The 26,462-nt window shown below is 58.0% G+C and carries 22 protein-coding genes, 1 pseudogene and 1 riboswitch; of the genes and pseudogenes, 20 read left to right on the top strand and 3 right to left on the bottom strand.

Annotation, left to right across the window (positions count from 1 at the left end):
- Window positions 1-346 precede the first annotated feature (346 nt).
- Window positions 347-447: riboswitch (purine riboswitch) on the top strand.
- Window positions 448-706: 259 nt separating this feature from the next.
- From purE to purD, 12 genes are all read left to right on the top strand, one after another.
- Window positions 707-1,192: a 5-(carboxyamino)imidazole ribonucleotide mutase gene (gene purE / locus VN24_RS06885; protein ID WP_045669784.1), complete on the top strand. Its 486-nt coding sequence runs from the start codon at window positions 707-709 to the stop codon at window positions 1,190-1,192.
- Complete coding sequence (gene purK / locus VN24_RS06880) at window positions 1,189-2,484, top strand: 5-(carboxyamino)imidazole ribonucleotide synthase (RefSeq protein ID WP_082083653.1); 1,296 nt, start codon at window positions 1,189-1,191, stop codon at window positions 2,482-2,484. Before purE ends, purK begins: the two co-directional genes overlap by 4 nt.
- Before the next feature lie 507 nt (window positions 2,485-2,991).
- A complete protein-coding gene (gene purB / locus VN24_RS06875) occupies window positions 2,992-4,287 on the top strand; it encodes an adenylosuccinate lyase (protein WP_045669783.1) in 1,296 nt (431 codons plus the stop codon).
- Window positions 4,288-4,305: 18 nt separating this feature from the next.
- Window positions 4,306-5,199 (top strand): phosphoribosylaminoimidazolesuccinocarboxamide synthase, encoded by an 894-nt coding sequence (locus VN24_RS06870; protein WP_045669782.1) that lies wholly within the window; start codon window positions 4,306-4,308, stop codon window positions 5,197-5,199.
- 782 nt (window positions 5,200-5,981) lie between these two features.
- Window positions 5,982-6,224, top strand: coding sequence for a phosphoribosylformylglycinamidine synthase subunit PurS (purS, locus tag VN24_RS06860; RefSeq protein ID WP_045669780.1), 243 nt, complete (start codon window positions 5,982-5,984; stop codon window positions 6,222-6,224).
- Window positions 6,225-6,229: 5 nt separating this feature from the next.
- Window positions 6,230-6,922 carry a phosphoribosylformylglycinamidine synthase subunit PurQ gene (gene purQ, locus VN24_RS06855; protein WP_045669779.1) on the top strand — a complete coding sequence of 231 codons (693 nt, stop codon included), beginning with the start codon at window positions 6,230-6,232 and terminating at the stop codon, window positions 6,920-6,922.
- A complete protein-coding gene (gene purL, locus VN24_RS06850) occupies window positions 6,900-9,143 on the top strand; it encodes a phosphoribosylformylglycinamidine synthase subunit PurL (RefSeq protein WP_045669778.1) in 2,244 nt (747 codons plus the stop codon). The genes purQ and purL overlap by 23 nt, the downstream gene beginning before the upstream one ends.
- On the top strand, window positions 9,128-10,657 hold the full coding sequence (purF, locus tag VN24_RS06845) for an amidophosphoribosyltransferase (protein ID WP_082083652.1): 1,530 nt from the start codon (window positions 9,128-9,130) through the stop codon (window positions 10,655-10,657). The genes purL and purF overlap by 16 nt, the downstream gene beginning before the upstream one ends.
- A gap of 60 nt (window positions 10,658-10,717) precedes the next feature.
- Window positions 10,718-11,761 carry a phosphoribosylformylglycinamidine cyclo-ligase gene (gene purM / locus VN24_RS06840; protein ID WP_045669777.1) on the top strand — a complete coding sequence of 348 codons (1,044 nt, stop codon included), beginning with the start codon at window positions 10,718-10,720 and terminating at the stop codon, window positions 11,759-11,761.
- A complete protein-coding gene (purN, locus tag VN24_RS06835; protein WP_045669776.1) occupies window positions 11,761-12,375 on the top strand; it encodes a phosphoribosylglycinamide formyltransferase in 615 nt (204 codons plus the stop codon). Before purM ends, purN begins: the two co-directional genes overlap by 1 nt.
- A 350-nt stretch (window positions 12,376-12,725) precedes the next feature.
- A complete protein-coding gene (gene purH, locus VN24_RS06830; RefSeq protein ID WP_045673058.1) occupies window positions 12,726-14,273 on the top strand; it encodes a bifunctional phosphoribosylaminoimidazolecarboxamide formyltransferase/IMP cyclohydrolase in 1,548 nt (515 codons plus the stop codon).
- A 40-nt stretch (window positions 14,274-14,313) separates the two neighbouring features.
- On the top strand, window positions 14,314-15,582 hold the full coding sequence (gene purD / locus VN24_RS06825; protein ID WP_045669775.1) for a phosphoribosylamine--glycine ligase: 1,269 nt from the start codon (window positions 14,314-14,316) through the stop codon (window positions 15,580-15,582).
- Window positions 15,583-16,114: 532 nt separating this feature from the next.
- Here the strand turns inward: purD and VN24_RS27660 are convergent.
- Window positions 16,115-16,597, bottom strand: a complete 483-nt coding sequence (locus VN24_RS27660; RefSeq protein WP_158453661.1) for a hypothetical protein — start codon at window positions 16,595-16,597, stop codon at window positions 16,115-16,117.
- Between the two features lie 247 nt (window positions 16,598-16,844).
- Between VN24_RS27660 and VN24_RS06810 the strand changes: the two genes are divergently transcribed.
- Window positions 16,845-18,158 (top strand): ABC transporter substrate-binding protein, encoded by a 1,314-nt coding sequence (locus tag VN24_RS06810; protein WP_158453660.1) that lies wholly within the window; start codon window positions 16,845-16,847, stop codon window positions 18,156-18,158.
- A gap of 115 nt (window positions 18,159-18,273) precedes the next feature.
- On the opposite strand, the gene VN24_RS06805 is transcribed toward VN24_RS06810, so the two are convergent.
- Entirely contained in the window at window positions 18,274-18,867 is a 594-nt protein-coding gene (locus VN24_RS06805; RefSeq protein WP_238590850.1) for a PadR family transcriptional regulator, read from the bottom strand.
- A gap of 273 nt (window positions 18,868-19,140) precedes the next feature.
- On the opposite strand from VN24_RS06805, the gene VN24_RS28085 reads away from it, so the two are divergent.
- The 6 genes and pseudogenes from VN24_RS28085 to VN24_RS06780 all read left to right on the top strand — a co-directional run bounded on the left by VN24_RS28085 (window position 19,141) and on the right by VN24_RS06780 (window position 25,106).
- Window positions 19,141-19,284: a hypothetical protein gene (locus VN24_RS28085; protein WP_238590849.1), complete on the top strand. Its 144-nt coding sequence runs from the start codon at window positions 19,141-19,143 to the stop codon at window positions 19,282-19,284.
- A 14-nt stretch (window positions 19,285-19,298) separates the two neighbouring features.
- A pseudogene (locus VN24_RS06800) lies at window positions 19,299-19,979 on the top strand (carbohydrate kinase family protein).
- Between the two features lie 144 nt (window positions 19,980-20,123).
- A complete protein-coding gene (locus VN24_RS26210; protein WP_052702829.1) occupies window positions 20,124-21,029 on the top strand; it encodes a polysaccharide deacetylase family protein in 906 nt (301 codons plus the stop codon).
- Window positions 21,030-21,316: 287 nt separating this feature from the next.
- On the top strand, window positions 21,317-22,867 hold the full coding sequence (locus tag VN24_RS06790; RefSeq protein WP_045669771.1) for an FG-GAP repeat domain-containing protein: 1,551 nt from the start codon (window positions 21,317-21,319) through the stop codon (window positions 22,865-22,867).
- A 26-nt stretch (window positions 22,868-22,893) separates the two neighbouring features.
- The gene (locus VN24_RS06785; RefSeq protein ID WP_045669770.1) at window positions 22,894-23,694 is read left to right on the top strand and encodes a response regulator transcription factor; all 801 of its coding nucleotides are present in this window, start codon (window positions 22,894-22,896) and stop codon (window positions 23,692-23,694) included.
- Window positions 23,691-25,106: a sensor histidine kinase gene (locus VN24_RS06780; protein WP_045669769.1), complete on the top strand. Its 1,416-nt coding sequence runs from the start codon at window positions 23,691-23,693 to the stop codon at window positions 25,104-25,106. Before VN24_RS06785 ends, VN24_RS06780 begins: the two co-directional genes overlap by 4 nt.
- A gap of 139 nt (window positions 25,107-25,245) precedes the next feature.
- Here the strand turns inward: VN24_RS06780 and VN24_RS28415 are convergent, their stop codons facing one another.
- Window positions 25,246-25,368 (bottom strand): hypothetical protein, encoded by a 123-nt coding sequence (locus VN24_RS28415; protein ID WP_274520421.1) that lies wholly within the window; start codon window positions 25,366-25,368, stop codon window positions 25,246-25,248.
- Between the two features lie 266 nt (window positions 25,369-25,634).
- Between VN24_RS28415 and VN24_RS06775 the strand changes: the two genes are divergently transcribed.
- Window positions 25,635-26,456 (top strand): alpha/beta hydrolase family protein, encoded by an 822-nt coding sequence (locus VN24_RS06775; protein ID WP_045673055.1) that lies wholly within the window; start codon window positions 25,635-25,637, stop codon window positions 26,454-26,456.
- Window positions 26,457-26,462: the final 6 nt, after the last annotated feature.

Below are 26,462 nucleotides of genomic sequence, written 5' to 3'. Positions count from 1 at the left end.
GCGTGTCCGGATGGCGGCCCCATCTTGATGGACAGGCCTCACGCAAGGCTGTGCCGGGTTCCTTATTCTTACAAATGCTGAAGCTGTAAGCCGCGCCAATCATGGCGCTTAAGCGAAATCCCGCCGACGGGCGCCGCGATCGAACCCAATTCCGTTCCCGGAAGCCGGGCGCTTTTTTCCGAGCGGCGGCTTTAACCGGAAAATGGGTATACTATAAAGAGTGTCTCGACAAAACACGAACTTTAATTCATAATATCGATAAAACGTTCGTGTTTAACTGTTGACAGGAAAGGAGTGTATTGTTAAACTAGAGGTAGTTTTATAACGTACAAAACGTCACAACGTTTTTGTCGAACATGATCTGACTCGTATAACTTCGGGAATTGGCCCGAAAGTATCTACCCGGAAACCGTAAATTACCGGACTACGAGCCAACGGATAGAGGAACAGGTTGTCCCGTTCGCGGGGCAGCCTTGTGTCGTCTTGTTAAAGACGCCTTCTTTTCGTTCGTTCACGGCGGATGCTGCGCCGAATCTTAGTCCCGCGGGCTTCCTTGTTGGCAGACCGGTTCTTTCCCAAGATGATTGGAACCGATTTTACGGCAAAAGGATTGCTCAAGGGATTTTTTTGCGGCTTGCTGCGGTGTTTTCCGGCTGATTGAGGGCCTTAAGCCATATAGATGAACAAAAAAGGTGGTTTTAAACGTATGTCTGCGAAAGTGGGCGTCATTATGGGAAGCAAGTCGGACTGGGATACGATGAAGCTGGCTTGCGACATTCTGGACGAGCTCGAAATACCGTATGAGAAAAAAGTCGTGTCCGCTCACCGCACTCCGGATCTGATGTTCGAGTATGCGCAGACGGCTGCCGGACGCGGACTCAAGGTCATTATTGCCGGAGCGGGCGGCGCGGCTCATCTGCCAGGGATGGTCGCAGCCAAGACGACGCTGCCGGTTATTGGCGTTCCCGTCAAGTCGTCCACGCTTAACGGACTCGATTCGCTGCTGTCGATCGTGCAGATGCCGGCCGGCATTCCGGTCGCAACGGTGGCGATCGGAAACGCAGGCGGCGCGAACGCGGGACTGCTCGCCGCGCAAATGCTCGGCGCGTTCGATCCGGATATTGCCGAGCGGGTCGCCCGGCGCAGGGAAGCGATCACGCGCCAGGTGCTCGAAAGCAGTGACGAGCTATGAGCAGCGATAAGCTGAGAGCGGATCGTGATTTCGCCGGCTCGGAGCCGGTCCAGTCCGCGGGCGGACAACCTTTTGCCGGGGCGCCCGGTGAAGCTTCCTCCGAGGCGGGCGCCATTGCTGCGGCAGGAGATGCCCGCGTGCTGCTGCCCGGCTCCACGGTCGGCATTCTCGGCGGCGGGCAGCTCGGCCGCATGATGGCGCTGGCTGGCAGCGCGATGGGCTATCGCTTCGTGGCGCTCGATCCGGCCGACGATTCGCCGTGCGGCCAGGTCGCGGACCAGATCGTAGCCGCTTATGACGATCAGGAAGCGGCCAGGGAGCTGGCGCGGCGGGCGGACGTCATTACGTACGAATTCGAGAACGTCGACGCCGGCGTCGCAGCGATGCTGATGGAGGAGTCGTACGTGCCGCAGGGCAGCGAGCTGCTGTACACGACCCAGCACCGGCTGCGCGAGAAGCGGGCCATTGAAGCCGCCGGCGCGCGGGTTGCGCCGTATGCGGAAATCCGCAGCGTGGACGATCTGCGCGAGGCGGCGGCAAGCTTCGGCCTGCCGTGCGTGCTGAAGACGGCGACCGGAGGCTACGACGGCAAAGGCCAGTGGGTCATCCGCTCGGAAGCCGAGATCCCGGAAGCTTTCGAGACGCTCAGCCGGGCCGGGACGGAGCTCGTGCTGGAGCAGTTTATCCGCTTCACCAAGGAGCTGTCGGTCATCGCGGCCCGCAGCCCGCAAGGGGAGACGAAGGCGTTTCCGGTCGCGGAAAACATCCATGTAGACAACATTTTGCACCTCTCGATCGTGCCCGCAAGGATCGATGCGGCGGTGCAGGCCGAAGCGGAACGGCTTGCCGTGCGGATCGCCGAAGGGCTCGGCGCCGTCGGCCTGATTGCCGTCGAGCTGTTTCTGACGGAGGACGGCGAGCTGTTCGTCAACGAGCTGGCTCCGCGTCCGCACAACAGCGGGCACTATACGATGGAGGCTTGCCGGACGTCGCAGTTCGAGCAGCATGTGCGGGCCGTGTGCGGCCTGCCGCTCGGCGACACGGCGCTGCTCACGCCCGTCGTGATGGTGAACGTGCTCGGCGAGCATGTCGCGCCGCTTCTGGCGCGGATGGGGCGGCAGGACGAGGCCGAGCGGCGGCTAGGCACGTCGGCGAAGGTGCATTTGTACGGCAAGAGCGAAGCGAAGAGCAGGCGCAAGATGGGCCACGTCAACGTGCTGGCGTCGGGCTGCGACGCGGCGCTAAGCTGGATCAGGGAAACGGGCATCTGGGAGATGCCGGACGGCGTTTAACACGCGGGGCGGCGCTTTGGTTGCTAAGGCGTAAAGCGGCGGCACTGCGGCGAAGAGGATTGTCCTCGCTTAAAGACAACTTGCTGTCAAAGCGGCACCGCGTTCAAATATAGATGTTGATTTAACGGATGTTCAGATTGAGCACGGTTTGATAGGATGAACGGTGGTTGTACTTAGGTTTTTACAAAAGGCGATGCGGCGGAAGCAGCCGCGGCATCAGCATTCTTTTTACCAAGGCGGAAATAAAAGCGGAGCGGCTTGTTCGGAGTCGGAGAAGCGTCAGCGTTCGCCTAAAGGCTTTCTGAAAGAAAGCCACTTCGAAAGCATACGCTTTTTTCTCGAATCGTTACCCTAAGCTTATGCTTCCGAAGTGGTTTTGCTGACGCAAAACCTTTAGGTTAAGGAGATCGGAACGATTCGAGAACAACAGCGATCGGAGACCCGAACGAAGCCGCGCAGCGCCCCCTTTCCGCCATCACATCAACATTTTTGGAAGGTGGACAAGCAATGTTAGAGCGTTACAGCAGACCGGAAATGAGAGCGATTTGGACCGAACAGAATAAATTTCAGGCGTGGCTGGAAGTCGAGCTTTGCGCATGCGAAGCGTGGTCGGAGCTTGGTGTTATTCCGAAGGAGGACGTCGAAGCGCTGCGGGCAAAAGCAAGCTTTGACATCGACCGGATTTATGCGATCGAGCAGGACACGCGCCATGACGTAATCGCGTTTACCCGCGCCGTATCCGAAACGGTCGGTCCCGAGCGCAAATGGGTGCATTACGGTCTGACGTCGACCGACGTCGTCGACACCGCCATGGGCTACCTGCTTCGCCAGGCGAACGAAATTTTGCAGCGCGACATTGTAAACTTCATCGACATCCTGCGCGGCCAGGCGATTGCCTACAAAGATACGCCGATGATGGGACGGACGCACGGCGTGCACGCGGAACCGACGACGTTCGGCCTCAAGCTGGCGCTCTGGTACGAAGAGATGAAGCGCAACCTGGAGCGGTTCGAGCATGCGGCGGACGGCGTTCAGTTCGGCAAAATCTCCGGCGCGGTCGGCACGTACGCCAACATCGACCCGTTCGTGGAAGAGTTCGTCTGCCGCAAGCTGGGCACGAAGCCGGCGCCGATCAGCACGCAGACGCTGCAGCGCGACCGCCATGCCGAATATATGGCGACGCTGGCGCTGATCGCCACCTCGCTCGACAAGTTCGCGACGGAAATCCGCGCCCTGCAGAAAAGCGAGTTCCGCGAAGTGGAAGAGCCGTTCGCCAAAGGCCAAAAAGGCTCGTCGGCGATGCCGCACAAACGCAACCCGATCGGCTGCGAGAACATTTCCGGCCTTGCGCGCGTCATCCGCGGCCATATGATTTCCGCTTACGAGAACGTGCCGCTGTGGCATGAGCGCGACATTAGCCACTCGTCGGTGGAACGCGTCATTTTGCCGGATGCGACGATGCTGCTGAACTACATGCTGAACCGTCTGGGCAACATCATCAAGAACCTCACCGTGTTCCCGGAAAACATGAAGCGCAACATGCAGCGCACGTACGGCGTGCCGTTCTCCGGCCGCGTCATGACGAAGCTGATCGACAAAGGCTTCAGCCGCGAGCAGGCGTACGATACCGTGCAGCCGCGCGCGATGCAGGCGTGGGAAGAGCAGCGCCAGTTCCGCGACATTATCGAATCGACGCCGGAAATTACGTCGCAGCTGACGGCCGAGGAAATCGACGATGCGTTTAACCCGTCGTGGCACCTCAAGCATGTGGACACCATTTTCAAACGGCTCGGTCTGAGCTAGAAGGGCGGTTGAGAAAAGATGACGCAGAACGCTCTGTCCACGGCTGTGGACATCGTCAAAGCGCCGCTGCTGTACAAAGGCAAAGTGCGCGAGCTGTACGATCTCGGGGAGCATTACCTGATCGTCGTCACCGACCGGATCAGCGCGTTTGACTACGTGCTGGACCCGGCGGTGCCGCAGAAGGGCAACGTGCTGAACCGTCTCAGCGCCTTCTGGTTCGAGCAGACGGCGGACATCCAGCCGAACCACGTCGTTCATACCGATGTGGACCGGCTCGGGGACCTCGTCACCGACAAGGAACTGCTCCGCAACCGGATCATGGTGACGAAAAAAGCGGAGCGGATCGACATCGAATGTGTCGTGCGGGGCTATATCACAGGCGGCGGTTGGAGACAATACCAGCAAACGGGAGCGATCAACGGGATCGCATTGCCGGACGGAATGCGCAAAAACGAACGTTTTGAAGCGCCGATTTTCACCCCGGCCGCCAAAAACGACGTCGGACACGACGAAGACATTCCGTTTGCTCGGATGCAAGAGCTCGTCGGCGCCGAGCTGGCCGAAGAGCTGCGGGACCGCAGCGTCAAGCTGTACGAGTTCGCCCACGGCTACTGCGCGGAGCGCGGCATCGTGCTGGCGGACTGCAAGTTCGAGTTCGGGCTGATCGACGGCAAAGTGATTTTGATCGACGAGATATTCACGCCGGACTCGTCCCGCTTCTGGGCGGTCGACAAGTACGCACTGGACACCGAGATCGACAGCATGGACAAGGAGCCGGTGCGAACGTACCTGCTGAATTCGGATTGGGACCGCGACAGCAAGCCGGCGCCGCTTCCGGAGTCGGTCGTCTCCGAAACGACGAACCGCTATCTCGACATTTACCGCCGCCTCACCGGCTCAGATCTGGAGTAGGGAAAAAGAGTCACTGCGCACCGAGGTTGAACGTAGGAAAAAGAGTTCACTGCGCATCGAGGTTGATCCTACGATCTCTCTTGTGGCCGGATTGTCTGGAATTTACCCCTTCAGGGTAACAATCCGTCCACAAAGGCGACCGCTGACGCTTCTCCAGATTCAACCTCGCCGCTTCGCTCTTCTTTTTCGGGGTGAAAGGCCGAGACCGCAGCAACAAGAATATGGTTGCTGCTAAGTTTTGACCATCGGCGTCATTGCCAAGCTCGACTGATTGGAACCATGGCGCGTGCTGTGCGCCGTCATGCACGCTGGCGCACTCCGGGAGCAGCAGTGAGCAGTCTAGCAATGAACAAGCAATCCAGCACTTATCGGATCAAGCGCAAAGCGCAGCCGACAGCATCCTTAAAATAAACGCCGCAGCACAGGCAGATTTCATTGAATCAAGCACTCGGCGAGGCTATAGATAAGGCAAGCCATTTTGCCCACTACCCGGCTTAATGCATCTTGTCTTGAAAAAGCGGGGAGCGAAGCCCGCGCATTATAATGCACGGTGAAAACCGAGCGGAACGGATGGTTTGGAGCTGGAGAAGCGATAGCGTTCGCCTTTGTAGCCGGATTGTTACCCTGTCAGGGGTTATACAATCCAAACAATCCGGCTACAACAGCGATCGGAAGCCCAAACCATCCGCGCAGCGGGCCCTTTTTCACCGAATTAACGCGCCGCGGCGACCTTTTTCACAACAACATGCATTAAGCCCACCACCCTTTAGGAGGAGTTCGAAATGAAAGCAACGGTTTACGTGACGATTAAGGAAAACGTATTGGACCCGCAAGGATCAGCGGTTCAAGGAGCGCTTCATTCGCTCGGATTCGCGGAAGTGAATAACGTTCGCATCGGCAAATATATGGAGCTGAACCTGGATACGAACGACCGCGCCGAAGCGGAGGAACGCCTGAAAGCGATGTGCGAGAAGCTGCTTGCCAACACGGTTGTTGAAGACTTCCGTTTCGAACTGGAGGGATAAGCGCGATGAAATTTGCGGTAATCGTTTTTCCGGGGTCCAACTGCGACATTGACTGCTACAAGGCGGTTGAAGCGATCGGACAGCCTGTTGATTACGTCTGGCATACGGCGACCGACCTGTCCGACTACGACGCCATTCTGCTGCCGGGCGGCTTCTCCTATGGGGACTACTTGCGCTGTGGCGCGATTGCGCAATTCGCTCCGGTCATGGGCGAAGTTGTCAAAGCTGCGGAAGCGGGCAAGCTTGTGCTCGGCATTTGCAACGGCTTCCAGGTGTTGACGGAGTCGGGCCTGCTGCCGGGCAAGCTGATGCGGAACCGGAACCTGAAGTTCCTTTGCCACCAGTCGGAGCTTGAAGTGATGAGCAACAAGACGCCGTTTACGAATCAATACAGCGAGGGCGAGGTCATCAACATCCCGATCGCGCACGGCGAAGGCAACTATTATTGCGACGAGGAAACGCTGGCGAAGCTGGAAGCGAACGGTCAGATCGTGTTCCGCTACGCAAACGGCGGCAACCCGAACGGATCGCTCCGCGACATCGCGGGCATCTGTAACGAGCGCGGCAACGTCCTCGGCATGATGCCGCATCCGGAGCGGGCGATGGACCAGCTGCTCGGCTCGGAGGACGGCAAACGGATGTTTACATCGATTTTGAACGCATGGAGGGAAAAAAATGGCGCAGCAGTTAACGGCTAAGGAGCCGACGACGGAGCAAATCGCGGAACAGAAAATTTACCACCAGTTCGGGGTTAGCGACCACGAGTACGAGCTCATTTGCGGATTTCTCGGCCGCAAGCCGAACTATACGGAAATCGGCGTCTTCAGCGTCATGTGGTCGGAACACTGCGCGTACAAAAACTCCAAGTCGATTTTGAAAAAGTTCCCGGTTACGGGCGACAAAGTGCTGATGGGACCCGGCGAAGGCGCGGGCATCGTCGATATCGGCGACAATCAGGCAGTCGCATTCAAAATCGAATCGCATAACCATCCGTCCGCGGTCGAGCCTTACCAAGGCGCGGCGACGGGTGTCGGCGGCATTATCCGCGACATTTTCTCGATGGGGGCCCGTCCGGTTGCGCTACTGAACAGCCTGCGCTTCGGTCGTCTTGAGAACGATCGCGTCAAATATTTGTTCGAGCATGTCGTCGGCGGCATTGCGGGTTACGGCAACTGTATCGGCATTCCGACGGTCGCGGGCGAAGTGATGTTCGATCCGAGCTACGAAGGCAACCCGCTCGTCAACGCGATGTGCGTCGGCCTGATCGATCATGACAAAATCCAGCGCGGCGTCGCCAAAGGCGTCGGCAACCCCGTCTTCTACGTTGGTCCGGCAACGGGCCGCGACGGTATTCACGGCGCGACGTTCGCATCGGTGGAGCTTTCCGAGGAATCGGAGGAGAAGAAGACGGCGGTGCAGGTCGGCGACCCGTTCATGGAGAAGCTGGTTATGGAAGCGACGCTCGAGCTGATCGACTCCGGCATCGTGCTCGGCATCCAGGATATGGGCGCGGCGGGCCTGACCTGTTCCAGCGCGGAGATGGCGTCCAAAGCCGGCAACGGCCTGGAGCTGTATCTGGATGAAGTGCCGCAGCGCGAGGAAGGCATGACCCCTTACGAAATGATGCTGTCGGAATCGCAGGAGCGGATGCTGTTCGTCGTCGAGCCGCAGCACGAAGCGCAGGCGAAAGAAATTTTCGACCGCTGGGGCGTCATTTGCAAGAAAGTCGGCAAAGTGACCGACGACGGCCGTCTGCGCCTGTTCCACAAAGGCGAAGAAGTGGGCGATATGCCGGTTACGGCGCTCGTCGACGAGTGTCCGGTGTACGACCCGCCTTCCAAGGAGCCGGCTTACTACAGCGAGAACGCAGCGGTGGATGCGTCCGCGTTTGAAGAAATCACCGATTTGAACGGCGCGCTGGAAAAAGTGCTCGGTTCTCCGACTGTCGCCAGCAAGGAATGGGTATATAATCAGTATGACTATATGGTACGCACCAGCACCGCGGTCCGGCCGGGCTCGGATGCGGCGGTCGTGACGGTGGCCGGCACGCGCAAGGCGCTGGCGATGACGACCGACTGCAACGGGCGCTACGTTTACCTCGATCCGGAAGTGGGCGGAGCGATCGCGGTCGCCGAAGCGGCGCGCAACATCGTCTGTTCCGGCGCGACACCGCTTGCCATTACGGACAACCTCAACTTCGGCAGCCCGGAGAAGCCGGAAGTGTTCTGGCAGATCGTCAAAGCGGCCGACGGCATGAGCGAAGCGTGCCGCACGCTGGACACGCCGGTTATCGGCGGCAACGTCAGCCTTTACAACGAGAATGCCAAAGGCGCGATCTATCCGACGCCGGTTATCGGCATGGTCGGACTAGTCGAAGATCTTGACCACATTACGACACAAGATTTTAAGGCAGAGGGCGACGTTATTATTCTGGTTGGCGAAACGAAAGCGGAGTTCGGCGGCAGCGAGCTGCAGTACGTGCTGCATGGCGCACCGACGGGACGTCCTCCGCAGCTGGATTTGGCACTGGAGAAAAAGACGCTGGACGCCGTGCTCTCCGCGATCCGCGAAGGGCTTGTCGCCTCGGCGCATGACCTGTCCGAGGGCGGTCTTGCAGTGGCGGTTGCGGAATCGTGTTTCAGCGGCCGCCTCGGCGCGAGCGTAAACGTCGAGACGACGCTGCGCGCGGATCATGCGCTGTTCAGCGAATCGCAATCGCGGATTCTGCTGTCGGCGAAGCCGGAGAAGGCGGCGGCGCTGAAAGCGCGTCTGGGCGAGCAGGGAATTGCATATGCGGAGATCGGAACGGTAGGCGGACACAATTTGATCATGAACATCAACGGCAAACCGGGCGTTAACGCACCGGTCGAACAATTCCAGAAAGTCTGGAAGGATGCGATTCCATGTCTGATGCAATAACCGGTTCAACAATAGAAGAGCGTAAAGTTTCCCGTACCGAAGCGGAAGAGCTGGAATTTCTGCGCGGAACGTGGGGCGACGGCCACTACAACGAAGGAATCGGCCGGGACGACATTTTCGACAAGCTTAGGGAAGAGTGCGGCGTGTTCGGGGTGTTCGGCCACCCCGATGCGGCTTCGCTTTCCTACTACGGCCTGCACGCGCTGCAGCACCGGGGCGAGGAGAGCGCCGGCATCTGCACGGTCGAAGATAACGGTGAGTTCCATTACCATCGCGGCATGGGGCTGGTCAAGGAAGTGTTCACGAAGGATCAGCTGGACAATCTGGTCGGCAGCCGGGCGATCGGTCACGTACGCTATTCCACTTCCGGCGGAAGCGGGCTTGCGAACGCGCAGCCGCTCATCTTCAAGTACCGGGGCGGGGATCTGGCGGTCGCGACGAACGGCAACATCGTGAACGCGCCGGCGATTCGCCGCGAGCTGGAAGCGCAGGGGTCGATTTTTCAAACGACAAGCGATACCGAGGTCATCGCGCACCTCATCGCCCGCTCCCCGAAGGACTTCGTGGAAGCGGCCAAGGACGCGCTGCAGCGCATCATCGGGGGCTTCGCATTCCTGATTATGACCAACGACAAGCTGCTGGTCGCCTCCGATCCGAACGGCCTGCGTCCGCTTGTGATGGGCCGGCTGGGGGAAGGCTACGTCTTCTCCTCGGAGACGTGCTCGTTCGAATCGATCGGCGCGGAATACGTACGCGACGTGAAGCCCGGCGAGCTGCTCATTCTCGATGACAAGGGCATCCGCGAGGACCGGTTCGAGCCGATGGAAAAGCGCGCTTCGTGCGTCATGGAATATATTTATTTTGCCCGTCCGGACAGCGACATCAACGAAGTGAACATCCATTCGGCCCGCAAGCGTATGGGACGCCAGCTCGCGCTGGAGTCGTTCGTCGACGCGGACATTGTAACCGGAGTGCCGGATTCCAGCATTTCCGCCGCGATCGGTTATGCCGAGCAGACCGGCATCCCGTACGAGCTCGGACTGATCAAGAACAAATATACGGGCCGCACCTTCATTCAGCCTTCGCAGGAGCTGCGCGAAAAAGGCGTCAAAATGAAGCTGTCTGCGGTCCGCAAAGTGGTGGAAGGCAAGCGCGTCGTCATGATCGACGACTCGATCGTGCGCGGGACGACGTCGCTGCGCATCGTCAATATGCTGCGGGAAGCGGGCGCGACGGAGGTGCACGTGCGCATTTCCTCGCCGCCGTTTGCCAACCCGTGCTACTACGGCATCGATACACCGGACCGCAAAGAGCTGATCGCTTCGGAGAAGACGACGGAGGAAATCCGGAAGGCGATCAACGCCGACTCGCTTTATTTTCTCAGCGAGGAAGGGCTCATGAAATCGGTGGACCCTTCGGGTGAGAAGGCGAACGCCGGTCTGTGCATGGCGTGCTTTACGAACGATTATCCGACTCCGGTCGACGAGGACTCGACCAAGAGCTGCAGCTGCTAGGGAAGCGGCGTGCAATAACGAAATTAACGTTGCGTGGCAACGAAGGAGTGTTGAACAAGAGTGGCAGAAGCGTACAAGCAAGCCGGTGTCGATATTGCTGCGGGCAATGAAGCCGTCGAACGAATGAAGAAGCATGTGAAAAGAACGTTCCGTCCGGAAGTGCTGACGGACTTGGGCGGCTTCGGCGCGCTGTTCGGGCTGAACAAGGACAAGTACGAGGAGCCGGTGCTCGTCTCCGGCACCGACGGCGTCGGTACGAAGCTGAAAATTGCGTTCGCCATGGACAAGCACGACACCATTGGCATCGATGCGGTGGCCATGTGCGTGAACGACATCGTCGTGCAAGGTGCGGAGCCGCTGTTTTTCCTCGATTACCTCGCCTGCGGCAAGGTTGAGCCGGAAAAAATCGAGGCGGTCGTCAAAGGAATTTCCGACGGCTGCGTGCAGTCCGGCTGCGCTCTGATCGGCGGCGAAACGGCGGAAATGCCGGGCATGTACCAAGCGGACGAATACGACATCGCGGGCTTCACGGTGGGCATCGTCGACAAGAAAAAAATTATCGACGGCAGCACGATCGCTCCTGGCGACGCCGTCATCGGTTTTGCTTCGAGCGGCATCCACAGCAACGGCTTCTCGCTTGTGCGCCGGCTGCTGCTTGACAACGCGGGCTACAGCCTGCAGGATACGCTGCCGGAGCTCTCCGGCGCGAAGCTTGGCGATGTGCTGCTGGAGCCGACGAAGATTTATGTCAAAGCGGCTTTGGAGCTTATCAAACGCGTACAGGTTAAAGGAATGGCGCATATTACCGGCGGTGGCTTTATCGAAAATATTCCGCGCGTCCTGCCCGAAGGCGTGAACGTGGAGATCGAATACGGTTCGTGGCCGATTCAGCCCGTGTTCAAGCTGATGCAGATGAAGGGCGCGGTTACGAACCGCGACATGTTCACGACGTTCAACATGGGCATTGGCCTGATCGCGGTCGTGCCGGCCGATCAGGCGGAAGCGGCGCTGGCGGCGGCGAAGGAGCTTGGCGAAGAAGCGTACCGGATCGGCACCGTCACGGAGGGAAGCCGCATCGTTACGTTCACGGGAGCTGAGGTCTAATGGCGAAGCTGCGCATTGCCGTCTTCGCCTCCGGCCAGGGAAGCAATTTCCAGGCGCTGGCGGACGCGGCACTTGCAGGGAAGCTCGATGGTTCCATCGAGCTTCTTGTTTGTGACAAGGCGGCGGCGCCCGTCGTGGAGCGGGCCCGCCGCGCCGGCATCGACACGTGGCTGTTCAAGCCGAAGGAGTACGCTTCGCGAGAGCAGTATGAAGAAGAAATATTGGCGGAGCTTATCCGCCGCGGCATCGACCTGATCGTGCTGGCCGGCTATATGCGGATTTTGACGCCGGTGCTGGTGGAGCCGTTTTACGGGCGGATGATCAACATCCATCCGTCGCTGCTGCCGGCATTTCCCGGCGTGAACGGCATCCGTCAGGCGCTTGAATACGGCGTGAAGCTGACGGGTGTCACCGTGCACTTCGTGGACGGCGGCATGGACAGCGGCCCGATCATCGCGCAGCGTGCCGTCGAGATCGCAGACAGCGACGACGAGGCGAGCCTGGCCGAGCGCATTCATGCGGCCGAGCAGGCGCTTTTCCCATGGGTCGTGCAGATGATCGCCGAAGGGCGCGTCGCGCTTGGCGGCCGCCGCGTCACGATCCGGGAGAGGTAGAAAAAGTGGCCGCTGCCGCTTCTCCAGTCACAAGTCAGCCGCTGCGCTGTACTTTTTCTTGGGAAGACAGGCAGGATTGGCTGCGCGAGAGGTTCGCTTGCCTTACGGATCTGATGAAAGAAACATAATTGACTTTAATCGTTTGCTCTTAAAGTACTGTTTAACTACGCCGGGATTGGAGCGGAGCGGGCAGGTTTGAATCTGTAGAAGCGCCAGCGGTCGCATTTGTAGGCGGATTTTTACCCTTTTCAAATAAATTGGAAAAAATCCGGCTGCAAGAGCGATCGGAAGATCAAGCCTGTCCGCGCAGCGCCCCGCTACCCGCCAACATTTTCGAAGGGAGATCAAGCATGACAATTCGCAGAGCGTTAATCAGCGTTTCGGATAAAACGGGCATCGTTGAGTTTTCCCGCCAGCTGGCGGAGCAAGGCGTACAAATCATTTCGACGGGGGGCACGTTCAGCCTGCTCGAGAAGGAAGGCGTTCCGGTTACCGGCATCTCGGACGTAACGGGCTTCCCGGAAATTCTCGACGGACGCGTCAAAACGCTGCATCCCGCCGTACATAGCGGCCTGCTTGCGGTGCGCGACGATGAAGAGCACCAGAAGGCGATGAAGGAGCTCGGACTCGACTATATCGACCTTGTCGTTGTCAACCTGTATCCGTTCGCGCAGACGATTGCGAAGCCGGACGTCACGTATGAAGACGCGATCGAAAACATCGACATCGGCGGGCCGACGATGCTCCGTTCCGCAGCGAAAAACCACGCGTTCGTAACGGTTGTCGTCGATGCGGCCGATTACGGCGCCGTGCTGGACGAAATCAAGGCGCAGGGCGACACGACGCTGGAAACGCGCAAACGGCTTGCAGCCAAAGTATTCCGCCACACCGGCTCCTACGACGCGCTCATCTCCGATTACCTCTCCAAGCAGGTCGGCGAGCCACTGCCGGAGCGCTACACCGTAACGTACGAAAAAGTGCAGGATTTGCGCTATGGGGAAAACCCGCACCAGAAGGCGGCGTTCTACCGCAAGCCGCTCGCGGCCAGCGGCAACATTACGACTGCCGAGCAGCTGCACGGCAAGGAGCTTTCCTACAACAACATCAACGACGCCAACGCGGCGCTCGCCGTTCTGAAGGAGTTCGACGAGCCGGCCGTCGTGGCCGTGAAGCATATGAACCCTTGCGGCGTCGGCATCGGAACGAATATTCATGAAGCCTACCAAAAGGCGTACGCGGCCGATCCGACGTCCATCTTCGGCGGCATCGTGGCGGCCAACCGCACAATCGACGCGGCGACGGCGGCGCTTCTGAGCGAAATTTTCCTTGAGATCATCATCGCGCCGGACTTTGCGCCGGAAGCGCTTGAGATTCTAACCCGCAAAAAAAATATCCGTTTGCTGAAGCTGGGAGAGTTTACTTCCGCCGCCGAGCGCAAGCCGGAATGGCTCGTAACGTCCGTGGATGGCGGCATGCTCGTGCAGGAGAGCGACGTGCACACGATTTCCGCAGACGACCTGAAGGTGGTCACGAATCGCAAGCCGACCGATGAGGAGCTGAAGCAGCTGCTGTTCGGCTGGAAAGTGGTCAAGCATGTGAAATCGAACGCGATTTTGCTGGCCAAAGACGACATGACGATCGGCGTCGGCGCCGGCCAAATGAACCGCGTCGGCGCGGCCCGCATCGCGATCGAGCAGGCGGGCGAGAAGTCGCAGGGCTCCGTGCTGGCATCCGACGCGTTTTTCCCGATGGGCGACACGCTGGAGCTGGCGGCGAAAGCCGGCATTACGGCCGTCATTCAGCCGGGCGGCTCGGTACGGGACGAAGAGTCGATTGCGGTCGCAAACGCCAACAACATCGCGATGGTGTTTACGGGCGTCCGCCATTTCAAACACTAATCGTCCGCGAAGCCGGGCTTATGCTTAGGAGGAATACAGTGTGAGAATTCTCGTTATCGGCGGCGGCGGGCGCGAGCACGCCATCGTCTGGTCGCTTGCGAAAAGCGACAAAGTGAAGGAAATTTACTGCGCGCCGGGCAATGCCGGCATCGCCGAGCTGGCGGAATGCGTGCCGATCGCGGTCAATCAATTCAGCGAGCTGATCCAGTTCGCGAAGGACGCCTCGATCGATCTCGTCGTCGTCGGTCCCGACGATCCGCTGGCGGACGGCATCGTCGATGCGTTCGAAGCGGAGAACATCCCGACGTTCGGCCCGCGCAAAAACGCGGCGGAAATCGAAGGCAGCAAAATATTTATGAAAAATCTGCTGCGCAAATATAACATTCCGACGGCGAAATACGAGACGTTTACGGAATTCGAGCCGGCGCTCGAATATTTGCGCGCGCAAAGCGTGCCGGTCGTCGTCAAGGCCGACGGTCTGGCGGCGGGCAAAGGCGTCACGGTCGCTTACTCGATGGAAGAGGCTGAAGCGGCGCTGCGCGACATGATGGTCGGCAAAGTGTTTGGCAGCTCCGGCGACCAGGTTGTCATCGAGGAGTTTTTGGAAGGACAGGAAATGTCCATCCTCGCGTTCGTCGACGGCGAAACGGTGCGGGCGATGGTTCCGGCGCAGGACCATAAGCCGGTATTCGACGGCGACAAAGGGCCGAACACCGGCGGCATGGGCACTTACACGCCGCTGCCGCATATTCCGCAGTCGATCGTCGATGACGCGATCGAAAACATCATCAAGCCGACGGCAAGCGCGATGGTCAGCGAAGGGCGTCCGTTCCGCGGCGTATTGTTCGCCGGCCTGATGATTACGAAGGACGGCCCGAAGACGATCGAGTTCAACGCGCGCATGGGCGATCCGGAAACCCAGGTCGTGCTGCCGCGTCTGGAAACGGACCTGGTCGATATTATTTTGGCGGCGCTGAACGGCTGCCTCGGACAGCTGGACATCCGCTGGAAAGACGAAGCGGCCGTCTGCGTCATCGTCGCCTCCGAAGGTTACCCGGGTTCCTACCCGAAAGGGCGCGTCATTGAAGGACTCGAGCGCGCGAAAGAGCAGGGAGCGCTCGTTTTCCACGCCGGAACGGCGGAGAAGGACGGGAAGGTCGTCACCAGCGGCGGCCGCGTGCTCGGCGTCGTCGGACGCGGACGTGACATCGCGGAGGCGCGCGCCCGCGCGTACGAAGCGGTCGGCGTCATCTCCTTTGAGGGAATGCACAACCGCACCGACATCGCCGCCAAGGCGCTGCAAGGCTAACATCCTTTACGGCTAGCTAGGGCATGAGGTTGGCAGCCCTCACGCGCCGTCGCACCTGGCACGGGGAACTGCGCGAAGTCCCGGTCCCGAACCGGTGCCGGCTTGTTGGATTTTGATTTAGGGAGGGAAAGGACAATTGATCCTCTCCCGATTGTTTGAAGATAGCAGACCGCGTTTCAGGAGCGATCCTGAACGCGGTCTTTTTTTTATAAAGATTAACGAATTTATCAATTTTCGGGGCGGGAGCGGGTCTTCCGCCTCACGAGTGCAGCTCGTGCACACTGCCGGCACGAATGGCGGTGCAACTCGCAGCACACCGAGCGCGTACGATTCGGCTTTCTGCTGCCGCCGGAGCCATACGTTCCGGCACTCTGCTGCTGCCCGAGCGAAAGTCAGCTATGTCGCGCAGCACAGTACGATCAGCAATTTTTGAAAACCTGCGATCGTACATCTTTTTTCTTGCCTATTTATCCACCTCGTGAAAATTCCTGCTAAAATACATTTTTTTTCGGCCCAAGCGCACGTTCAGGCATTAACAGCTTGGAATACCTGCGCAATTGCAGGCTTTTCTCACGATAAGCGATTTCGATCGATAAAGCCTGCACATATGCAGGTTTTGAAAGGCTCGTACGCGCGGACGACCCCAAGGTTTGCTCCTATGTGGCTTGCCCAACAAAAAGGGCGGTACAAGTCTTTCAAGAGCTTCAAGAGCTTCAAGAGCTTCAAGAGCTTCAAGAGCTTCAAGAGCTACAAGAGCTACAAGAGCTTCAAGTCCTTCAAGTCCTTCAAGTCCTTCAAGTGCTCCAAGAGCTTCAAGAGCTTCAAGAGCTTCAAGAGCTTCAAGTGCTCCAAGAGCTTCAAGTGCTCTCCAGTAGGTACTCCCCCGTTCTTTTTTGAGCCAGGGGACGTTAAATAGCGCATGGACTTTCTGTTCGGCATGATACAGCTCGTCATGATACAGCTCGTCATGATTCTGTTCGTCATGAAAAGCTGCTTTTTTCGCAGGGCCATTCATCGTGGAAAGGGCTTCGAATCGAAGCTTTTCTTAGCGCATCAGCGTAGTGTACTTCTCCCATTGGCGACAAAAACCACCTCTAAACGCGGTCGCTCATATTCGAATTTCCCCGATAGGAGTTTTCCAATCAAAAGGGTTATAGGCCATTTTGTCGAATTCAATACCGAGGGAAAATTTGGATCTTCTAGTGATTATCAGGGAGAGATCTGGGGGGCATATTTCAATGATAGGCGGGGTAGGGAGACGAATGGAAAAAAGGGTCATGCTGTTCATTTTTTCAGTGGTATTCGTTCTAACAAGTTGCACGAAGCAGCCTCAAGAGCCAAAGGAAACGGTAACGTTATCGGTGCTCACCTGGAACGAACAAACGTTTAATCAAAAATACGGCAACTTGTTTCTGGCGACACATCCGAACTATGATCTTAACGTAATCTCGGTGATGGAGCATTTAAAGCCGGGGGAAGATATAAATCAAGTGGTCGAAAGTCTTGTCACAAAGGAAAATCCGGATCTGTTGTCACTCCAAATGGATTTATTTGCGGTACTCAAAGAACAGGGCAGGCTGGCTTCTTTCACCGATTGGATTAAAAAAGACAAATTTGATCTTACCGGCTATACTCCCGGGGTTCTTGATCAAATGAAGGATGAGCAGGGGCATCTTTACGGATTGGCGCCTACGTTTGTCGGATCGGCATTATACTACAACAAAAAGCTTTTTGAAACGAACAACATTCCCTTCCCGACCGATTTGATGACCTGGGATGACGTATTTGCGGTAGCGCAGAGATTTCCGAACAAGGCCGGCAGCGATACGCCACAGATCGGGTTTTACCATCCGAATTCGTCGAATCCCTTCCTGATGGCGCTCCGAATCGGGGATAGCAGCGGATTGTCTTTGTACAATGCTCAAAAATTTACGTTAAGTACAAAAGCTTGGGAAGGCGTGTTCCAAAACGTGACCGAATGTTTTAAAGCTCAGGCGTGTTTTGACGGCAGCCATGCAGATACATCGCAAACGACGAGCATCGAAGTGATGCAAAAGAGAAATCATCCTTTTTTGGGCGGCAATATCGCAATGGCGATCGATGACTCATCGTTGTACCGGACCTTACTAACGAATAAACAGCGTTATCCCGATTTAGATTGGGGGATCGTATCGTTCCCCATTAGCAACGAACATCCGGACATGGGAAACAACATCGCATTGAACGAGGTTTTATCAATCCCTTTGCATGCTAAAGAACCTGAAGGCGCCTGGGAATTCATAAACTATGTGTGCGGCGCGGATTACGCAAGAATGCTCCCGCGGGTGAATCCGGACGAACTGCCCGCAAGGCAATCTGCCGGGAATGAGGACGACATGCTGGGCTCCTTCTACAAATTAGAGCGCGTCAATAACCAAATGACCAATAAACTAAGAGAGCTTCCGAGGCCGGTTATTGCCAAAATGGATGAAGTTTCACAAACGTATATCCCCGATATTTTGGCGGACAAGACGACAGTCTCCGAGGCTCTTCAAATGATGGAACAGGAGCTGCAGCTCGCACTTGCGACCCGGTAGTGAGGAGTAGGCATACGAAGCGAAGAACCATGAATGAAAAAAGGTCCCGACCCGTGCACGTGATCAAGCGCGGAGCGGGACCTCTTTTTTTACGCCATTGTTCACACGTTGCCCCTCACTCTTCCTCGCCCAGATCGAGCGACCCGAGTTCCCCGAGCCGGTTATTTTTCACATCCGCATGCAGCCGCTGCAGCCAGTTCAGTTCGGTTTTGGCATGCTCGTAAAGCCCGATCATCAGATGCAGCCCGCCGAGGGGAACCGTGCCGCGGTGATCTTCATACAGCGTGTAGTAAAAATTGACCTGATGCCTCATTTCGTAAATGCGCTGCTCCAAAATGGCCGCCAGCTCTTCCGCGTCGCCGTATTTGGCGAAGCTGAGCGCGCCGTACATCGGATGGTAGATCGGTTCGATCTCTTTGAACTTGCCCAGCAGCAGCTGCTGAAACATCGCCCGGCCTTGATCGGTAATCCGGTAGACGGTTTTGTCCGGCCGGTTTTTGCTGCGGATCACTTCGACAACCTCGATTTCCCCGTCTTTGGCCATCTGGTCGATCGCATAGTAAAGCGAGCCGATCTGCAGCTTCGTGTAATGCGTCATATTGCGGTCTTTCATGACAAGCGATATTTCATAGGGATGCATATCCCGCTCATGCAGCATCCCGAGCACGATCAGCTTCATCATGCTGCCTTTGACATTCGGTTGGGACAAAACGCGCGCCTCCTTGCGATCGAACAGCCGCCTTATTCTCACAACTATTGTAGCACAAGAACGGACCGCTGCCGCATGCCGTTCGGCAATCGATCGCCAAATCCGCCTTAACATGGCGACAGGAATCGACAAGCGGCGGACAAACGGGCTACAATGGAGAGATAAGCAATAGTTCTGACATTGCCGGCATTGCTGCCGGTAGACGATATACCGGAGAAACCGGAGAGATCCGGAGAGATCCGGAGAGATCTGGAAAGGAGCGAGAGGACGGATATGACGGTTGTCATTTTGGGAGAGCTGAACGTTGATATGATTCTGAGAGGAACGGATTTGCTGCCTGAATGGAACAAGGAGAAGCTGATTGACTCGCTGGACATCGTGCTCGGCTCCTCCTCGGCGTTAATACGGAAGCGGTAAAAGCGGATCCGGACATCAAGACCGGCGTTACGCTGTCGTTTTCAACGCCGGAGGACAGAGGGCTGATGACGTATCCGGGCAGCATCCCGATGCTCGCTCGGGGGGATATTCCGCAGACGCTGCTTGCGCAGGCGGCTCATGTCCATTTCGGCTCCTACTTTTTGCAGGACGGCATGAGGGAGCACTGGAAGCCGCTGTTTCAATCCGTGCGCAGCCGCGGAGTCAGCACTTCCTTCGATACGGGCTGGGATGTGAGCGGCCGCTGGCAAAGGGATCCGATTGACGCCTTGCTTGAAGAGACGGACCTGTTCATCCCGAGCGAAGAGGAGATGCTCCATATTTACGGCGTCCGCACACTGGAAGAGGCGTGAGAGAAGCTGCCCGCGGATGCCCGCACCGTTGCCGTCAAACGGGGCTCGGAAGGCGCCTCGCTATTCCGCCCGGGCCAGCCTCTATTATCTGTCCCGTCGTTTGCGGTAGAGCCGGTCGATACGACCGGGGCGGGCGACTGCTTCAACGCCGGACTTATAAGCGGCTATTTGGCCGGCAAGAAGGATGAGGAGCTGCTGCGCTTCGCCTGCGCCTGCGCGGCCATTGCGATTCAAGGCGTCGGCGGCACCGGAAAGCTGCCGTCCCGGGAGGAAGCCGAACGTTTCGTGCAATCGGGCCGGACAAACGGCCGCCGCTCGCAGTGACAGCCGGTAGCAGAGCGCGCGGCAAGGGCTTCAAAAGCTCGAAACGAAGCGAATGATGTAAGCAGGTGTAACTAATCTGTAACTCTCTGACAATCCTGATCCGATAGGATGGAACCATTCGGCAGGAATAGGAGAATTATAGAAATGGCAATAAAGCTTTTTACCAACACGATGAAGAACCGCCGCCGGCTGCTGGCCGGAGCGGCGGCATTGACGATATTGGCAGGCAGCAGCAGCTGCGCCGAACTCAAGCCGGCGGCTGCGCTGCAGCAGCAAACTTCGGCAGGAACGGGCGGAGCCGCCTCACTTAAAGCGGCCGCAGGCAAAAGCTCCGCTTCAAATGGCAACGGCGTGCAGGCGGCAGCTAACAAAGGCGGCGCTGCCGCGCCCGCCCCAGCTTCTGTGACCGCTCCCGCTGCCGCGGTGCAGCTGATGAAGCCGACGGACGGGGCGGCTGAAACCGGAAAGGTGATGAAAGGCGAGAAGGTCGTCGCGTTAACGTTCGATGACGGCCCTGATGGCCGGTATACGCCGGAAATACTCGATATTTTGAAGCGGTACAAAGTCAAAGCGAGCTTTTTTGTCGTCGGCACGCAAGCGAAGAAGTTTCCCGATGTGCTGAAGCGCATCGCGGACGAAGGGCATTTAATCGGCAATCATACGTACCATCACATTGATTTGGCGAAAGCTTCCAAGGCGAAAATACTGCAGGAAATCGCTTATAACGATATACTTATACAAAGGGCGGTCGGCTTTACGCCGACGTTTGTGCGCCCCCCATACGGCGCGCTCTCGTCCGAGGTCCGTGCCGAGCTGAAGAGCAGCGGGCGCGAGCTGGCGCTGTGGAATGTGGATACGCGGGACTGGGCGGGTACTTCCGTCACCGTCATGCGGAACAATGTGAATTGCAAGGTTAAACCCGGCAGCGTCATTCTGATGCATTCATTCGGAAGCGGCAAAATCCGGCATACGGTGGAGCTGCTGCCGCTTCTCATCCAGGATTTGCGCAAACAAGGGTACACCTTCGTCACGTACGACCAGCTCCCATAACTCGAACGATAGGTCACTTCATATATGATCAAATCCTTAAACAGATGGGATCAACTCTCTTAAACAGCTACGTTTAACTTTGCTTAACAGCTACGATCAGCCCAGCAAAAAGAGAGGATTCAAGAAGCCGCTGAGCGGTTTATTGCTCGTGATGAGCAGATGCTTCCGCGCGATAGGCGCGTGCTGCACTTGGCGCCGTTTCAACGAAGATATCGGGGGAACGTCTAGTGGGTTACGGGAATTGGCGAAGGCCGGAAGCAACAATGAGAACGGAGAGGTAGAGCGAAATGGCAACGCATGGACAAAAGCGCCGCAGACCGGCAATCGCGACAGCCCTGCTGCATGAACGGGACCAGCCGGCGGACGGCCGCGGCGGCAGCTTCGGCCGCAAGCGCCCGCTGCTGCGCATCGCGGCTGCCGCGAGCGCTTTGATCAGCCTGCTGGTTTCAGCGGGCTGCAGCTACACCGCGGCACCGGCCGATCTGCTGCAGGCTCCGGCCGTCGATCAGACCGAAGCCGCGTTATCGGCTGCGGTCGGCAAGCTGCTGCCCCGCGGCAGCAAGCTGCAGCTTCCGGACCGCGGCGACCGGACAGAGGCGGTGCGTACCGTCGATTTGGACGGAGACGGCGCCCCGGAAGCGCTTGTTTCCTATACGGATTATGCCGGCCTGTCCAAGCTGATGATTCTGAAGCAGGAGCAGGGTGTGTGGACGACGTGGGGAGAAATGGCCGGCTCCCGGTTCAATGGACTCGAATGGGTGAAGGTAACCGATTTGGACGGAGACAAACAACCGGAAATTCTGGTCGGCTGCTACAACAACAACGGCAGCGTGAGGCGGAGCGCTTTCGGATGGGAATACATGCTTTATTTATATACGATGGACAAAAACCGGCTGCGCGACGAAAGCGGCGCCAAGGTGCTGCAGCCTCTCGCCAACTTTCCTTATCAAGCGGCTGCCGCGGGCGATGTGGACGGAGACGACAGGCAGGAGATTGCGGCTGTGCAGAGCGATGCGAACGGCATCAGCCAGCTCGTTATATACCATTTTTCGGGCGGGCGCTTGAAGCTGGCGTCGCGGCTGGCGATCGAGGGCAGCGTCAATGCGTATACCGGCATCGCCATCGGCAAGCTCACACCGGACCGGTACGGGCTGATCGCCGACGCGTCGGTCGGCGCGAACTCCGGACTGAGCATTATTGTGGAGTGGGATAACGGACTGAAACGGCTGTACCCGGCGGAAGACGAGGCGGCCCGCGGCAACAACCCGCGCAGCGTTGTCAGTGGAGATATAAACGGCGACGGCATTTTGGAATGGCCGCGTCTGGTCGTAGCGCCGGGTCAAACGGATGCGGCGATAAGCGACGCTTTTTTTCTGACGCAATATGTGCGCTGGAACGAGAAGCTCGGCAAAGGCGAATCCCCGGCGGCCGGACAGGATCCGTTCACGGTCGTATCCACCGAATACAACAACGATCAATACGGAATCTCCGTACAGATTCCGAACCGCTGGCAGGGACTGTTTGCGATGACCCGGCCGGATGGGAAGGCTTACGGAGTCGCGTCGTTCGACTATTACAACGAAAAATCCGGAGTTGCCGCGAATATGTGGACGCTTTATGCCGTTCCCCAGGATGAGTGGGACAGCGTGCAGAAAGCTTGGAAGGATCAGTCGCTGCAATCGGTATATATACGGGCTGCCAACGGACTCGTCTACGCGGCAATCGTCACGCCGGGGCCGCCCGACAGTTGGACGCAGCAGGACAAGGACCAGTTCGGGACGATGCTGCCCGATGAAGAACAGATCGCCTCAGCGGTCCGGCTGCTGCCGGAGCCGTAAACGCCGGATGGAGGGAGGAGACGGACATGAAAATATTGCTTCTGGAAGACGAAGAATCCATCCGCGGATTTATTCGCATCAATCTGAAGCGCAACGGAATGGATGCCGTTGAAGCGGCAACAGGGGAAGAAGCGCTCGATCTGGCCGATAACGAAGGGCCGTTTCCGATCGCGCTGCTGGACGTCATGCTGCCGACCATCAGCGGCCTCGAGGTGTGCGAACAGCTTCGGAGCCGCTACCCGGCGATGGGCATCATTATGCTGACGGCCAAAGCCCAGGAAGAAGACAAGATTCGCGGCCTCGAGCTCGGAGCGGACGATTATATCCAAAAGCCGTTCAGTCCCGGCGAACTCATCGCCCGCATCAAATCGCTGAGCCGGCGCATGCGGACCGAAGCGCTCGATCCCGAGACAGCCGTAGCGGAGCCTCTCCTGCAGCGTTCGGCGGCAGCGCAGCCGGCGGAGCGGACGGGTGCGCATCATGCGGATGAGACGGCGTCCGCCGTGCCGGAGAGCGCGGAAGATCTCGTCAGCGGTCCGTTCCGGCTCGCGGCGGCAGAGCGGAGGCTGTGGAAGAACGGCGCGGAGATCGAGCTGACACCGACGGAATGGGCGCTTGTGAAGCTGCTCATGGAACGGAGCGGCGAGAGCGTGAGTCGCGATGTTATTTTATCCGAAGTATGGGGGCGCTTTTATGTGGGCGATTTGAAGGTCGTCGACGTGAACATCAGGCGCATCCGGCAAAAGCTGGAGAGCAACCCGTCGGATCCCAGGTACCTGGAGACGGTGTGGGGCTTCGGTTACCGCTGGAAGCGGGGGGAAGCATGAGCAGCCTCAAAACGCGCATCGTTTGGAGCTATCTTTTGCTCGTCGTGCTGATCGTGCTTGCGCTCGGCGGGCTTTTTATAACGTTGATCTGGAACTATTATTACGGAAGCGTCTCAAGCGCGCTTAAGCAGCGGTCGGAGTCGGCGCTTGACCTGCACGGCAGCAAGCTGGACTACATGGTTCAGACCGAAAAAGCCAACTATATGCTGCAAAATATGAAAGAAGGCATGATGCGTCTTCAGCTGCTGCAGTCGGACGGGAGAATGATCATCGACTCGTTCGGATTTGCCGACGATCAAATTCTCAGCACCCCGGATGTGAAGGAAGCGATGGAGGGCAACACCGGCTCCTGGAGAGGAACCGACCCGATCACCGGACAGCGCATTGCCGCGGTAACGGTGCCGATTGCAAACGGCGAGCGCATCGAGTCGCTGATCCGCTATACGGCTTCGCTGGAGCAGGTTGACGCCATGGTACACCGACTGCTGCGGCTGACACTGCTCACCGCGCTCGTCGTTATTTTGATGTTTCTGCTGCTGAGTCTGTGGCTTGCGAACCTGATTGTCAAGCCGCTGCGCGAGCTGACCCGCACCGCCCGCCATATGGCCGCCGGAGATTGGACGAAGCGGGTCGCCACCAGGCGCCGGGATGAAATCGGGCAGCTGTCGGAAACGCTGAACACGCTCGCCGTGGAGCTGACGAAGCGCGAGCAATTGAAAAACGACTTCATCTCCTCCATCTCCCACGAGCTGCGCACGCCTCTGACTTCCATCAAAGGATGGAGCGAGACGATTGCCGACAGCGAATCCGACCGCGAGGAAATTGAAACGGGACTCTCGATCATCTCGCGGGAGACGGAGCGGTTAACGGGACTGGTGGAGGATCTGCTCGATTTTTCCAAGCTGGCCTCGCCCGGGATGGAGCTGCATACGATGGAGCTGGACGTGAACTTGCCGGTTAAGGAATCGTTCGGCCAGCTTGCGGTCCGGCAGGAAGAGACGGGCGTCTCTCTTACGTGCCAGCTGGCCAGGGCGCCGATCATCGTTGAAGGCGATGCCAACCGGATTAAGCAGGTGCTGATCAATCTGATCGACAATGCGTTCAAGTTTACGCCCCGAGGCGGCTCCATCCGCGTCGACACGTCGGTGGAGGACGGTGAGGCCGTCGTGACGGTAACCGATACCGGCAGCGGGATCGCCCCGGAAGATCTGTCCCAAGTGACGGACAAATTTTATAAAGGGCGTTCAGGCCAATCCGGCAGCGGGCTGGGCCTGGCGATCTGCAAGGAAATCGCCGAGCTGCACGGCGGACGGCTGCTGTTCGAGAGCGAGGCGGGTTCGGGCACTACCGTCACGTTCCGCCTGCCGCTGAAGCAGTCCCCAGAAATGCTGAAGCAGTCCCCAGAGCGCTGAAGCAGTCGCCCGAGCGTTGAAGCAGTCGCCCGAGCGTTGAAGCAGTCGCCCGTGCGTTGAAGCAGTCCCCTGAGCGTTAAGGAACTCCCCAGAGCGCTGAGGCACTCCCCGGAGTGAGCAAGTTTTTGAGGGAATCCGTTCATTCCCTGTAAAAAAGCGATTTGCGTTTGACGAGCACATAGGTGGAGGCGCCGGCCAAGCCGGCAATAATAATGACGGCCAGCCAGTGAAGGTAAAGCCAATCAAGCAGTGTCGCCATCATCGATCAGCTCCTTTTTTTCGTTCGTTTTGGTTAGGTTCTGTCATTAGCCGCCTCATCATGCACGTTTTGACAATGTTGCCGTTCCCGGCCCGGGAACGGTTTTTTGAGGTGGCGAGGAGCAAAGGTTGACATATGCCGGCGGCGATGGTAAGATGCTTTCATAAAACAAAGTAAACAGGTAGGAATTATAATATTAAAGATTTGAGAGGAGATTGGTTATGGGCGAAGCGGTTTTCGGACAGAGCCGGACGGGAGAAGGGCGGGGATTGGAGAGGCAGCTTGTACTGCGGCACGGGGATTTGGAGCTTACGGCTACGCTTCACTATCCGTTCGGGGACAACGCCGCCAACGAAGAAAAGAAGGGCGCTGTCCTCATATGCCACGGCTTCGTCGGCAACCGTATCGGCGTGGATCGGCTGTTCGTGAAAACGGCGCGCGCCATCGCTTCCAAGGGCCGCTTCGTCCTCCGCTTCGATTACGGTGGCTGTGGGGAGAGCAGCGGTGACTACGGCGCACTCGGCTTCAGCTCCATGATCGATCAGACGCGCACTGCGCTCGATTATTTGCTCGGCATGGATTGCGTCGATCCGAGCCGGGTTGTCCTCCTCGGCCACAGCCTTGGCGGCGCGGTTGCGCTGCATACCGCGATCAAAGACAAGCGCGTCAGCCGGCTCGTGCTCTGGTCCGCCGTCGCCTATCCTTTTAACGATATCGTCCGGATCGTCGGACGCGATCAGTACGACCGCGCCGTTATTACCGGCAGCGCCGATCATGCCGGCTACTTGCTGCAGCCCGCTTTTTTCGAATCGCTGCAGCAGCACCAGCCGTTTCAAGCGGCTTCCCGCTTTAACGGCGACGTACTGCTCGTACACGGCACGAGCGACGATAGTATTCCCGCCGATTACAGCTTTTTATACCAAAAGCTGTTCTGGACACGCAGCGAGGGGCAGTGCGATAAAGAAATCATTTTTCAGGCCGACCACACGTTCTCGTCATTTGCTCATCAGCAGGAAGCGATTCGGGTAACCTCCTCCTGGATCGAGAAACAGGAGAAGAGTCAGGAAGAGTGGCACCACTGGAGTATATAGGGGAGG

The organism is Paenibacillus beijingensis (assembly GCF_000961095.1).
In the GTDB taxonomy this organism is placed as follows: Bacteria; Bacillota; Bacilli; order Paenibacillales; family Paenibacillaceae; genus Paenibacillus_O; species Paenibacillus_O beijingensis.
This window is presented reverse-complemented; position numbering and strand designations above follow the sequence as displayed.